Below are 12,623 nucleotides of genomic sequence, written 5' to 3'. Positions count from 1 at the left end.
AGCACATCGGGGCTGCTGCGGTGGACGGCAAGCTGTACGTGATTGCCGGGCGGGCCGGCGGACTCAATCTCGATGTCGTCGAGCGCTACGACCCCGATACGCGCCGCTGGAAGAGGCTGCGGCCCGTCCAGGTTCCGCGCAGCGGCTTCCAGGCCGCGGTCGTCGGAGGCCGCATCGTCGCCGTAGGCGGCGAGCAACTGGCCGAAGGCGACAGCACGATCGGAGAGGCAGAGATCCTGAACCCGAAGACGGGCCGCTGGCGCAGACTCCCTTCGATGCTGACTCCCCGCCACGGGCTCGGGGTCGTCTCCCGCGGTCGCCGCGTCTTCGCAATCGAGGGCGGCCCGATGCCCGGCCTCGCCTTCTCGAGCGCTCTTGAGTTCCTCGATCTCGGCCGGTGACGGGCTAGCAGCCCGCGTAGGGCGGAAGCCCCGCAGGGGTGTTCCGCCGAATGACACGTCACCAAATTATCGTCCTATCGCCGACGGCAACATCCCAACCGTAGATAGGCATTTGCCTCCACCCACCGATGAAATGTCGAATGGGGCCAGTGCGCGACCAGCAACACACAGCCATGTTTGACCCGATTGAAGTGCACGCATTCCATATGGCGCACATAATCTCCCTCGTCCCGAACAGTCTGCTCCCAAAAACGCCGTTGCCACAAATCCATCGGCAACGGATGTGGATACGCAGCGCCCGAAGGGAAGCCGCCATGGAAGGGCGGCTGTCAAACGCCACGTTCACCCTCCGCAATTCGTACCGATCAACACCCCTCCGTCGACGGCAGCGCCTGTACAAAACGAGTTTTGATTGCCTTAATGCGATCGGAAAAAGCATCGTCCCGGTGGTAGGGCAATTACGTAAAGCATGGGACTCGGGAAGCACGACCCAGGCGTCGATATAGAATGGTCGCTCGGCTCGCGTACACTTCACTGCCTCCCGCAACGGTTCGATATGCCGCACCGGCAAGTAGGCCCGGCGCTCTAAGGGATTGACGGTGAAAAAGTAAATGTCTCCCGGTACACGGTAAAGGCGATAGTCCGGCATCGGTGAGCGTTATCACCTCCGTCGTTCAGTTCCCCATACAGGTTGCCAAAACGATGTTCCTTGTCGTGCTCCGCCTTGTCCGCTATTCCCCGCAGGGAGGTTGTCTCGTCGATCCCCGGTCCTACAGTGTCCGGCGCGAGTTGCCTTTGCGGGCTTCGTATCATTGTCACCCCCTTCCCCTTGTGATCGGCTTTCCCGATCTCAGAGTACTATGAAGTGATCCGACTCCCCAAGGGCCTTCGGTCGCCTCACCTCGGCTCGGCTTTCCTACCTGCGCAGCAGCGGTATCCGGGAAGCGTAGGCTTCGGCTTAGTTCCGTGTCCGCTTTCGCTTGCGTGCCCCAACGCCTTTTGTATCGCCGTGGGGCCATCGCCGTCCGTGTAGCGCAACAGGATGGCCGCGCGCTCCACTGCCCGCTTCGGCGCCTTGCGCGAATCCCTCAACCGCTTCAACCTCTCGCGTTCCTCCGTCGAAACCACCAGCGCCGGTCGTTCAGTCTTTCGTGCACCCTCAAACTGCCTCAAAGAGCTGTGATATGATATTCAGCCACATCAGGGCGCAGTGCCATGCACTACAGCATGCACTATAATGCTCGCAAGAGCGTTCCCGGCGAAAGCTACGTTACTATAACTAATTGATTTTGGCGGAGAGGGTGGGATTCGAACCCACGTGGGGCGGCAAAGCCCCCAACCGATTTCGAGTCGGTGCCGTTGTGACCGCTTCGGTACCTCTCCGATGATCCGGAGGCTTGGCCCGCGCCTATGGCCCGCCTAGCGCCCGGGGGTTGCCCGTGTGCTTGATCCGCGGCGTACCCCGAACGGCTAGACTGGCGTCCGTTGGCGCTCGCCGGGCTAGACGGCTATCGGCGCATAGCTTACGGGCTGGCCGAGGTGGCCACAACCCTCTTGGCTGGGCATGACAGCAGGATAGCCGCACCGTCGTGCGGCGTAGAGGCCGCGTGCGCCCCTTGGCTGACGGGCGTGCGGATGTGGAACGGGCACTCGGGCGTGCCCGTTGTAATTAAGAGATGTTGTGGACCATGTGGTCCTTCAACTGCTGGCGCTTGACCCGGAGGGTGGCCTGCAGCAGGTGAAGTGACCACAAGGCCTGTGGATCACTGGGTTTACGCGCATCGACGATGAGCTCCTCGATCTCGGCGATCTCCTGTACCAGGACCTGCCAGCCAGTGGCATGGTCCGCAAGACGCGCTAAGCTTGCCATGGTTCTGTTCCTGCGAACGGGTTTGCTGCCTGTCGAATAGGCATTATCCATTCCACACGTTTCGATCACGTGGCAGCTCGATGACGGTTCTATTGCGGTCCGGGCGCACGGAGCGTCCTCCATCTTATTCAAGATCCGCCGCCGGCCTGTCACGACGAACCTCTAGACCGATCTGAAAGGGGGATGAGCCATGGAAACCATGGAAACCTGGGAAATGGTCCTGGTCGGGATCGCCGCGATGCTGCTCGTGCTGTGGCTCCGGCCCGGGATACGCAACACCATCGAGCGCAGCCGGCAGGCCACGGAGCGCGATTGGGGCGCGGTGCTGTTACCGCTCGGCCTCGTGATCCTGTTCGTGGTCTTGCTGCTCGCCCTCGTTTAGGCCGTAGACTCCGAGCTCGACCGGCGAACCGAGCGCCGCATCTATCCACCCCCGACCATGCCGGGCCACCAGTTGCCACAGGACCTCGATATGTTGCGGGGAGTCGTTGAGGGCCGAGATGTAGTGGAAGTCCTCGCCCCCGGCCTCAAGAAAGGCCTCGCGATAACGGATGTCGATCTCCTCAAGGGTCTCCAGGCAGTCGGCGGCAAAGCCCGGGCAGACTACCTGCACCGACCGCACCCCCGCTCGCGCCCAGGCCGTGAGGGTCTCCAGGGTGTAGGGCGCGAGCCAGGCCCGCGGGCCGACCTTGGATTGAAATGCCACCTGCCAACGATCTGGTTCCAGTCCCATGGAATCGGCGACGAGCCGCGCGGTCGCCTGACATTGATCGCCGTAGGGGTCGCCGCGCTCGGCCGCATCCCGCGGCAGGCCGTGGAAGGAGAAGAGCAGCCGATCGGGAACCCCATGCGCTTCGAAGGCCATTCGGATCGCGTGGGCCACGGCGGTGATATAACCGGGGTCGTCGTGGTAGCCCATGGGCATCCTCACCTCCGGGAGGCGGCGCCACGATCGGAGCGTACGGGCCACGGCATCGAACACCGACGCGGTGGTCACCGCGGAGTACTGGGGAAAGAGCGGCAGCACCAGGAGCCTCCCGACACCGGCCGCGCGCAGGGCCTCCAGGGCCGATCCGATCGAGGGCTGCCCGTAGCGCATCCCCAGGACCACCTTGACCCCATCCCCGAGGCGCAGCGCCAGTCGCTCTTCCAGGCGCGCCGCCTGGTGCTCGGAATGCGTGAGCAGCGGTGAGCCCTGTTCGCCCCAGATCCGGGCATAGGCGCGTGCGGCGTAGCGCGGCCGAAGGCGCAGGACGATCCCATGGAGCAAGGGCAGCCACAGCCATCGCGGTAGCTCGATGACCCGCGGGTCCGAGAGGAACTCCCGGAGGAAGTGCCGCACGGCGCGTGGTGTCGGCGCCGTGGGGGTCCCGAGGTTGGTCAGGAGGACGCCGAGCGCCGCTCCTTTGCCGCGCCACTGAGCGGGGCCGATGTTCATGGGGATCGGAGGTCGTGTGGGCCCGGATCCGCCGCATGCTCGATCCGCCCCCCTTCGAGGGTCATGCGGCGCGCACAGTGGGCGGCGAGCGTCTCGTCGTGGGTCACCAGTATCAAGGTGGTCCCATAGCTGGCGTTGAGCGAAAACAACAGCTCGCCGATCGCGGCCCCGGTCTTACGGTCGAGGTTGCCGGTCGGCTCGTCCGCGAACAGCACCTTTGCCCCGGCGGCGAAGGCGCGCGCGATCGCCACCCGTTGCTGCTCCCCGCCCGAGAGTTGGTTGGGATAGTGACGGAGGCGTTGGACCAGGCCGACACGATCGAGGGCGGTGCGTGCCGAGTCCGCGGCCGAACGGTGGCCGCTCAACTCCATCGGCAACATGACGTTCTCGATCGCCGTAAGGCTCGGGAGCAGGTGAAAGGACTGGAACACGAAGCCGACCCGCTGGCGGCGAAACTCGGCGCGGCCGTCCTCGTCGAGCTCCCCCAGATCGACGCCGTCGAAGACCACCCGTCCGCGCGTCGGGCGATCGAGCCCCGCCAGGAGTCCGAGCAGGGTCGATTTCCCGGAACCTGAGACCCCGACCACGGCGAGGCTCTCGGACCGCCTCATGGCAAAGCTGATATCATCGAGGATGGTCAGCGGTCCCGCGGGGCTCGGTACCTCCTTGGTAAGCCCCACCGCACGAATGATGATCTCGTTATCCATATTCTCTCGTCGGCTCGGTGCCGTTTGGCTGGTCGCGACCCTGCTAGCTTTTATTGTTCTGGTTGCCGTGGCCGGGCCGGCGGCCGGCAATATACTGGTCTTGGGGGACAGCCTCAGTTCCGCTTACCAAATGGAAACGGAGCGCGGCTGGGTCGAGCGTCTGCGCCGGCGCATGCAGCAACAAGGCCGCCCCCACGGCGTATTCAACGCCAGCGTCCCCGGCCAGACCACGGCCGGCGGCCTAGCGATGCTGGACGGGCTCCTCGCCCGGCACAAGCCCGCCATCGTGGTCATCGAGCTGGGTGGCAACGACGGCCTACGCGGCTTCCAGCTCGACGAGATCCGATCCAATCTCTCGCGCATCATCGAGACAACACTCGCGCGCGGCGCCAAGGTGCTCTTGATCCCCGTCGAAATACCGTCCAATTACGGGCGTGCGTACACCGAGGGGCTGCGCGAGATCTACCGCGATCTGGCCGAGCGCTACGGGGTGCGCAAGAGCCCTTTCATCCTGGAGGGCATCGCCGATAAACCGGAACGCATGCTAGAGGACGGCATACACCCCAAACCCGAGGCCCAGGAAGCGATGTTGGAAAACGTCTGGCCGTCCCTCCTGCCCCTGCTATGAACTATTGCAACCATTGCGGTGCGCGCATCGAGCGGCGCATCCCCGAAGGAGACAACCGCCTGCGCGAGGTATGCACGGCCTGCGGGTACATCCATTATCAGAACCCCAAGATCGTGGCGGGCTGCATCGCCGAATGGGGCGATCGGATCCTCCTATGCCGGCGCGCCATCGAACCCCGTTACGGGCTCTGGACCCTGCCGGCCGGGTTCATGGAGAACGGCGAGACGGCGCTCGAGGCGGCGATACGCGAGACGCAAGAAGAGGCCAATGCCCGAGTCGAGGTCACCGGTCTCTTCGCCCTCTTGAATCTGCCCCACGTCAGCCAGGTGTACATGATCTTCCGCGCCGAGGTCATCGCCTTGGACGGCGAGCCGGGACCCGAGAGCCTGGAGGTCCAGCCTTTGGACGAGACGTCGATCCCCTGGGATCGACTGGCCTTCCCGACGATCCTGCATGCCCTACGATTCTACTATAGTGACCGGCGCGCGGGCGCGTTCGGCTTCCATATGGGCGACATCATCAAGAACGGTGATCGTGCCAGCTTCGTGGCGCGGCGGGCGTCGCCCGAAGGCCAGCCGCAGGGCGCGATCGCATCCACTCACCGCTGATATTCCAATATTCTGAGGAGACCGACTGCATGATTCAACCCCACGGTTCGGAGACCCTGCATCCCCTGTTCGTGTACGACGTAGAACGCCACCACGAGTTGCAACGCGAGGCCCAGGCGCTCCCCTCCGTGCTTCTCTCGTCGGCGGCCGCGGCCAATGCGGTGATGCTCGGGGCCGGTTATTTCAACCCGCTGCGAGGCTATATGAGTGCCGCCGATGCGCTCTCTGTCGCGGAGCGCATGCACACCACGACCGGTCTCTTCTGGCCCGTGCCGATCCTGAACCTCACCGATGAGGTCACTGCTATCGGCGGCGCACGCCGCGTCGCGCTGCGTGATCCCAATGTCGAGGGGCGGCCGGTGCTCGCGATCCAGGACATTGAGGCCATCGAGACGCTCACGGAGGAACAGCTCGCCTTCATCACCCAACAGATCTTTCGCACCGAGGACCCCAAACACCCGGGCGTCGCGACCTTCCGCTCGCTCGGGCGCCATTGCCTGTCGGGCCCCATCGAGGTGTTGAACTTCAGCTATTTTCAGCAGGACTTCCCCGACACCTTCCGGACCGCGGTCGAGATCCGCAACGAGATGCAGGAACGGGGGTGGCGGACGGTGGTCGCCTTCCAGACCCGCAACCCCATGCACCGCGCCCACGAGGAGCTGTGCAAGATGGCCCGGGAGGCCGTGCACGCCGACGGGATCCTGATCCACATGCTCCTCGGGCAGCTCAAGGCAGGCGATATCCCGGCGGCGGTCCGCGACGCGGCGATCCGCAAGATGGTCGAGGCCTATTTTCCGCCGAATACCGTGATGATCACCGGCTATGGATTCGACATGCTCTATGCGGGGCCGCGTGAGGCCGTGCTGCACGCGGTGTTCCGGCAGAATTGCGGTTGCAGTCATCTCATCGTCGGCCGCGACCACGCCGGTGTCGGGAGCTTCTACGGACCCTTCGATGCCCAACAGATCTTCGCGGAGGAGGTCCCCAAGGACGCGCTCCGCATCCAGATCTTCGGGGCCGACAATACCGCCTATTCCAAGAAACTGAACCGCGTGGTCATGCTGCGCGATGCCCCGGACCATGGCGCCCAGGACTTCGTGCAGCTTTCAGGGACCAAGGTGCGCGAGCTATTGGCGGCCGGGCAGCAACTCCCCCTCGAGTTCGCGCGCCCGGAGGTGGCCGAGATCCTGATGCGCTACTATCAATTGGAACAGGGCCAATTGGACCAGGGGCAATCGGAAGAAGGCCGATGAGGGTCAGCCTTCCGATCCTGCGCCTAGGCGCGCTTCATGGAATCGAAGAACTCCGAGTTGACCTTGGTGACCTTGAGGCGATCGAGCAGGAACTCCATGGCGGCGACCTCGTCCATGGGATTCAGGAGCTTGCGCAGGATCCACATCTTCTGAAGCTCGTCGGGATCGGTCAATAGCTCTTCGCGCCGCGTCCCGGAACGGTTGATGTTGATGGCCGGGAAGATGCGCTTCTCGTAGATGCGCCGATCGAGGTGGATCTCCATGTTCCCGGTCCCCTTGAACTCCTCGAAGATCACGTCATCCATGCGCGACCCGGTATCGATCAAGGCGGTGGCGATGATGGTCAGGCTGCCGCCCTCCTCGATGTTTCGCGCCGCGCCGAAGAAGCGTTTGGGTTTGTGCAGCGCATTGGCGTCCACGCCGCCGGTCAGGACCTTGCCGGAGGCCGGCACCACGGTGTTGTAGGCACGCGCGAGGCGGGTGATGGAATCGAGCAGGATGACCACGTCCATCTTGTGCTCGACGAGGCGTTTGGCCTTCTCGATCACCATCTCGGCCACCTGGACATGGCGCGTCGCGGGCTCATCGAAGGTGCTGGAGATGACCTCGCCGCGCACCGAGCGCTCCATCTCCGTCACCTCCTCTGGGCGCTCGTCGATGAGCAGCACGATGACATAGCATTCCGGGTGGTTGCCCGTGATCGAATGGGCGATGCCCTGGAGCATCATGGTCTTTCCGGCCTTCGGCGGCGACACGATGAGGCCGCGCTGGCCCTTGCCGATGGGCGCCACGAGATCGATTACCCTGGGTGTCAGGTCCTCGGTGGTGCCGTTGCCGACCTCGAGCTGCATGCGATTATGGGCGAACAGCGGGGTCAGGTTCTCGAACAGGACCTTGTTCTTGGCCGCCTCGGGGGGCTCGAAGTTGATCTCGTTGACCTTGAGGAGCGCGAAGTAGCGCTCGCCGTCCTTGGGCGGCCGGATCTTCCCGGAGATGGTGTCGCCGGTGCGCAAGTTGAAGCGCCGGATCTGGCTGGGGGACACGTAGATATCGTCGGGACCGGCGAGATAAGAGCTATCCGCCGAACGCAGGAACCCGAAGCCGTCCTGCAGGATCTCCAGGACGCCGTCGCCCGAGATGTCCTCGCCCTTCTTGGCATGGGCCTTGAGGATACCGAAGATGACGTCCTGCTTACGGGAGCGCGCGACGCCTTCAAGGCCCAGTCCCTCGGCGAGTTGGATCAGATCGGAGGCGGGTTTCTGCTTGAGTTCAGTCAGGTTCATGGTCGATCAGCTGGACCGGGCTAGATACGGGAAAGACCCCAATCCGTGGGATGAGGAGAGCCGCGACTTCGTCGTAACGCCCGGGGGAAGCGGGTACGTTCCAGATGCTACGCTAGCACGCGGTCTTGGGCGCGTCCAGCCCCGGCGCACACGGCACGGCGGGTGTGCTACTGGGTCCTGTGAGAGTCGGTGTCTGGGAGCAGGTAGATGGAATTGGAAAGGGGACCAGGGATTGGGAAGTGGATACCGTGACTACATATGGCGGGACTAGATATGGCTGTCGATAAACGCCATGAGCTGAGACTTCGACAAAGACCCCACCTTGGTCCCTTCGACGCTGCCCTCCTTGAAGATCATCAAGGTCGGGATCCCCTTGATGCCGTACTTGGATGGCGTCTTGGGGTATTCGTCGACATTGAGCTTGGCCACCTTGAGCCGCGCTTCGTACTCGCGGGCGATGTCGTCCAGTAGCGGGGCGATCGCCCGGCACGGTGCACACCATTCGGCCCAGTAGTCTACCAGGACCGGCAGCTCGGAGTTCAACACCTCCTCCTCGAAGCTGTCGTCGGTCACGTGAAGCATGTGCTCGCTCATCCCGCCTGATCCCACCCCGCATCTTGTCGTTCAATCCATTGTGGGCCGAATACCCCACAGAATGCAAGTCTACCCTGGGCAAGTCTTGGGCAAGTCTACTCGGGGGGGCAAGTCGAGTCGGGGCAAGCCCACACGGACCCGCGATTGGGTTATGCTAGAGAGACCATGGACCAGACACACCTCACCGGAACCCCCTTCGCGACGCTCGGCCTCGACCCACGTCTTTTGCGGGGCTTGCACGCCGCCGGGTTCGAATACTGTACTCCGATTCAGGCTGAGACCCTGCCGTTGCTCCTCGCCGGCCAGGACGTCGCGGGCCAGGCGCAGACCGGCACCGGCAAGACCGCCGCATTCGTGCTGGCCGCTTGTGAGCGGCTCCTGCGCCGTGCCGGCAGAACCGAGCGCCCGCCCCACCCGCCCCGTGCCCTTGTCATCGCCCCGACCCGCGAGCTGGCCATCCAGATCCATCAGGACGCCGTCACACTCGGTCAGCTCACCGGTATTCGTATGGGTTTGGTGTACGGGGGCATCGATTACGAGAAACAACGCGACATGCTCCTGTCCGGCGTCGATCTTCTGGTCGGAACGCCCGGAAGGCTCATCGACTACTTCAAACAGCGGGCCTTGGACCTGCACGCCATCGAGGTCGCGGTGATCGATGAGGCGGACCGCATGTTCGACCTGGGGTTCATTCGCGATCTGCGCTATCTCTTGCGCCGCATGCCGAAACCGGAAGAGCGCCTGTCCATGCTGTTTTCCGCGACCCTGTCCTGCCGCGTGCACGAGCTCGCCTACGAGCACATGAACAACCCTCAGATGGTCACCATCGAACCGGACAAGGTAACCGTCGACAAGGTCAGCCAGCGGCTCTATCACATCGAGAGCCGCAAGAAGCTGTCCCTGCTCTGGAACCTCTTGCGCGCGCTCCCCGAGCCGCGCACCCTGATCTTCGTCAACACCAAGCGCGCCGCGGAATACATCACCGAGCGGCTATCCCGGACCGGGCTCGAGGCGGGCCTCGTGTCCGGCGATGTGCCTCAGCGAGAACGTGAGCGGCTCATCTACCGTTTCGGAAAAGGTGACCTCCCGTTCCTGGTGGCGACCGACGTCGCCGCACGCGGCCTGCACATCCCCGACGTGACCCACGTTTTCAACTATGACCTGCCCCAGAACGCCGAGGACTATGTACATCGGATCGGCCGCACCGCGCGGGCCGGGGCCAGCGGTCAGGCGATCAGTCTGGCCTGCGAGGAGTTCGTCTATTCCCTGGCGGAGATCGAGGCCTACATCGGCGACAAGATCCGGGTCCTGCCGGTCACCGAGGACCTCCTGGTCCCCCCGCCGACACTAGCCGGCGCCCGACCATCCCGCCGCCGGCCCCGGCACCGGCACGCCGCCTAGGCCCAATAGTCATAAAAAGATCCAGCGCCCCGGTGTTCCCTGACGAGGGGCGACAAGGGCTTCACGCCCAGGTTCACCGCGAAACTACCGAGAACTGCGAGCGAGCACCGTGTAAAACTCGTCCCCGAGCCGCACCAGTGCTCGGGTCGGAGCCGCTTCCAGGAGGCCACGGCCGCGGCCGGCGGTGGCATTCGCCGTGGTCCGCCCGACCGTCCGGTGGCCATGCCGGCATCTCAGGCGCCCCACGGGAAGCCAGCCCCTTGCGCAACCTTGCAAGCCGCGCCGATCGGGGGCTGAGCGAGGCGAGCTCGTCGAGATAAGCCTCCGCGGTCTCGGTAGATCGGGGCGAGGGGGAGCTCCGCCTGGTTCTCACCGCCGATGGCTCGCACCAGCTCCTCCCGATGCGCCGCGGCCGACTAGAGACGCTGGGTCGGGGTAAATCCGATGCCCATGGTAATGGCCTGCAGGAACTCCGCGGGATAGGCACCGGCAGCCCCCCTGACCGCGGATTCCAGCGGATCGAGGGCTCCCTGAAGAACCGCGTGACTCGGGTCCAATGCTCGCGGTGGGGTCCTGCCTGTCACGACGGTACAGCACGCCCCCGCCAGAGTCCATAGACATCGGTCCAAGGGCCCTCTGAGCTCAGGGTCCTCGTAGCAAAGTTCCATCGGAGCATAGGGGTTCGGACCGATATTGAGCGCCGCGCCCGGGTGCTTCCACAAGGATAGGGCAGCGACCCCAAAGTCGACCAGCACCGCCCTTAGCCCGGGCCCGATGCGCAGGTTCGCGGGTTTCAGTCACCGTGGATCGCGCCCGCACGGCAGCCGTTCCGGCGCCCCCAGCATGCCTTCTGCGATCGCGAGCAGCTGTCCCGCAGAAAACGGCCCGAGAGCGCCCGCTGCGCGCGGTCCGTTCCCTCTTCGCGCTCCATCACCGCATAGGCAGTACCGTTCGCCTCGAAGGCATTCAGCATCCCCACGAGGTGCGCGCCCTTGGCGATCGCAACCCCCTGCGCCGCGGCAATGAAGGACCGCCGCGCCTCGGCACAGCGCACCTCCTCCTCGCGGCGGCCAGGGGACGGACGACGCTGCCTTCCGACCGGACTGCAATCCGCTCGGCAGGCACTCCTTAATCACGACCTCGCGATCCAGGGTGAGGTCGTGGGCGAGATACGTGAACCCGAGCGGCCTCGGCCCAGGACTGCGGAGATCCGGTACCAGAGGGGGCGCTCGCCGGGCGGGGAGGGGGATACGCACGGGGTCGGGCACGGACCTGAGCCAGGAGATTGGGACCCGGCCATTATAAACCTCGGGTGTCCGTGTGACTTGGGCGGGCCGCCCGCCACCATCATCCGGTCAGCCGTACGACTTGGTTTGTAAAATAGTTCACAGACAGGCGCCCGGGATCGCGTTACAACCCGCCCATCGGATCACCGAATCGGTGACGCGGGGGGTCGTGAAGGCATCCAGAGTCCATCCCGGTGGCAGGCCGCCGGTCTTGCGGGGACCGACCGTGCGTTGGCGCCGGCGCCAGGCATGTCTCGACGGAGGCGACCTCGGGCGCTGTCGCCGAATGCCGCACCGCCTCCCGGCTCGACCCCCGAGGCCCGGCGAGACTTCGATCCCCTTGGCTCACAACCGCCACCGCCGCCTTCGGGACGAGCCTCGCCATCGCCGCTCTCGCACCGCTCCCTATCCACAGTCTCTCGAGGACCCTTGGCCGAGCTAGCGGCTCTGGCAGGACGGGATCGCCATGCAGTCAGCGGGTATGTGCTCCCGACCCTTCGTCGGGCTAAGCTTCTCCCTGCACAAGCCCTGGGTACGTCTGAGGCGCTTCGACTATCACTGCTGGCGGTTGTTTCATGGTTGCCTCGGCTCAGGGGAACAGCCACCGGCCGCCTCTTGGGGCGGCAAGATACGCGATCGAACACGATCATGCTGGTAGCGCCTCATATGGTAATTGCACCCAGCACAGCCATGATCCTCGACGTCTTCGCGGCCAATATGGCAGGGGATTGCATGTGTGATAGGCGCTGGAACCGACCAGCTTTAGCCGGTGGTTGTGCAGTTACGAATCTCTCAAAGAAGAACGATTTATGGAAGAGAACATCGGTGGCGCCGCCACATGGTTGCACTTCTTCGCTGATGGGGTCTCACAAGACGCTGAAACCATCAAACGATCTTTGGTAAACGCGGGTGTTGAGCCGCACCCTTAGCATCGGGAACGGCTGATTGTCCAGGCATTGTTGTTTTCGATACGTTGAGCCCCGGCCTTTGCGAGTTTCTTCGCGAAACGAGCCGCAATGGCGCCGAGTGGAGTTGACCCCGTTTCGTGGACACTTCATCTTTTGGGAAGGAGGAGTCCACGATGTCGAAACGAAGAAGTGCATATCCGCCGGAGTTCCGGCGACAGATGGTCGAGTTGGTCCGGTCAGGCCGCA

At 64.2% G+C, this 12,623-nt stretch carries 12 protein-coding genes and 1 tRNA gene; 6 read left to right on the top strand and 7 right to left on the bottom strand.

Annotation, left to right across the window (positions count from 1 at the left end; all coding sequences use genetic code 11):
• Nucleotides 1-401, top strand: a 401-nt coding sequence (locus M3461_01555) for a galactose oxidase (GenBank protein ID MDQ3773149.1), incomplete at its 5' end; no start/stop codon positions are given.
• A gap of 1,290 nt (nucleotides 402-1,691) precedes the next feature.
• On the opposite strand, the gene M3461_01550 is transcribed toward M3461_01555, so the two are convergent.
• Nucleotides 1,692-1,784 (bottom strand) — tRNA-Ser (locus M3461_01550).
• Between the two features lie 286 nt (nucleotides 1,785-2,070).
• Nucleotides 2,071-2,271, bottom strand: a complete 201-nt coding sequence (locus M3461_01545; GenBank protein ID MDQ3773148.1) for a hypothetical protein — start codon at nucleotides 2,269-2,271, stop codon at nucleotides 2,071-2,073.
• A 190-nt stretch (nucleotides 2,272-2,461) separates the two neighbouring features.
• On the opposite strand from M3461_01545, the gene M3461_01540 reads away from it, so the two are divergent.
• Nucleotides 2,462-2,653: a hypothetical protein gene (locus M3461_01540; GenBank protein MDQ3773147.1), complete on the top strand. Its 192-nt coding sequence runs from the start codon at nucleotides 2,462-2,464 to the stop codon at nucleotides 2,651-2,653.
• Here M3461_01540 and hemH read toward each other — a convergent pair.
• Entirely contained in the window at nucleotides 2,600-3,709 is a 1,110-nt protein-coding gene (gene hemH / locus M3461_01535) for a ferrochelatase (GenBank protein MDQ3773146.1), read from the bottom strand. The two genes, M3461_01540 and hemH, sit on opposite strands and share 54 nt — an antisense overlap.
• Nucleotides 3,706-4,416 (bottom strand): ABC transporter ATP-binding protein, encoded by a 711-nt coding sequence (locus tag M3461_01530; GenBank protein MDQ3773145.1) that lies wholly within the window; start codon nucleotides 4,414-4,416, stop codon nucleotides 3,706-3,708. Before M3461_01530 ends, hemH begins: the two co-directional genes overlap by 4 nt.
• 67 nt (nucleotides 4,417-4,483) lie before the next feature.
• On the opposite strand from M3461_01530, the gene M3461_01525 reads away from it, so the two are divergent.
• From M3461_01525 to sat, 3 genes are read left to right on the top strand one after another with little or no spacing between them, the layout of a single operon-like run.
• A complete protein-coding gene (locus tag M3461_01525) occupies nucleotides 4,484-5,044 on the top strand; it encodes an arylesterase (GenBank protein ID MDQ3773144.1) in 561 nt (186 codons plus the stop codon).
• A complete protein-coding gene (locus M3461_01520) occupies nucleotides 5,041-5,652 on the top strand; it encodes an NUDIX hydrolase (protein ID MDQ3773143.1) in 612 nt (203 codons plus the stop codon). Before M3461_01525 ends, M3461_01520 begins: the two co-directional genes overlap by 4 nt.
• A 29-nt stretch (nucleotides 5,653-5,681) precedes the next feature.
• The gene (gene sat, locus M3461_01515) at nucleotides 5,682-6,905 is read left to right on the top strand and encodes a sulfate adenylyltransferase (protein ID MDQ3773142.1); all 1,224 of its coding nucleotides are present in this window, start codon (nucleotides 5,682-5,684) and stop codon (nucleotides 6,903-6,905) included.
• Between the two features lie 23 nt (nucleotides 6,906-6,928).
• Here the strand turns inward: sat and rho are convergent, their stop codons facing one another.
• The gene (gene rho / locus M3461_01510; GenBank protein ID MDQ3773141.1) at nucleotides 6,929-8,188 is read right to left on the bottom strand and encodes a transcription termination factor Rho; all 1,260 of its coding nucleotides are present in this window, start codon (nucleotides 8,186-8,188) and stop codon (nucleotides 6,929-6,931) included.
• Between the two features lie 267 nt (nucleotides 8,189-8,455).
• Nucleotides 8,456-8,782 (bottom strand): thioredoxin TrxA, encoded by a 327-nt coding sequence (gene trxA / locus M3461_01505; protein ID MDQ3773140.1) that lies wholly within the window; start codon nucleotides 8,780-8,782, stop codon nucleotides 8,456-8,458.
• A 165-nt stretch (nucleotides 8,783-8,947) separates the two neighbouring features.
• Here trxA and M3461_01500 point away from each other — a divergent pair, with 165 nt between their 5' ends.
• Nucleotides 8,948-10,183 carry a DEAD/DEAH box helicase gene (locus M3461_01500; GenBank protein ID MDQ3773139.1) on the top strand — a complete coding sequence of 412 codons (1,236 nt, stop codon included), beginning with the start codon at nucleotides 8,948-8,950 and terminating at the stop codon, nucleotides 10,181-10,183.
• A gap of 793 nt (nucleotides 10,184-10,976) precedes the next feature.
• Here the strand turns inward: M3461_01500 and M3461_01495 are convergent.
• Nucleotides 10,977-11,237 carry a hypothetical protein gene (locus M3461_01495; protein MDQ3773138.1) on the bottom strand — a complete coding sequence of 87 codons (261 nt, stop codon included), beginning with the start codon at nucleotides 11,235-11,237 and terminating at the stop codon, nucleotides 10,977-10,979.
• Between the last annotated feature and the right edge of the window lie 1,386 nt (nucleotides 11,238-12,623).

The sequence above is a fragment of the Pseudomonadota bacterium genome (genome assembly GCA_030860485.1).
In the GTDB taxonomy this organism is placed as follows: domain Bacteria; phylum Pseudomonadota; class Gammaproteobacteria; order JACCXJ01; family JACCXJ01; genus JACCXJ01.
Note: the sequence above shows the minus strand (reverse complement) of the source record. Positions and strands in the feature narration are given on the sequence as shown.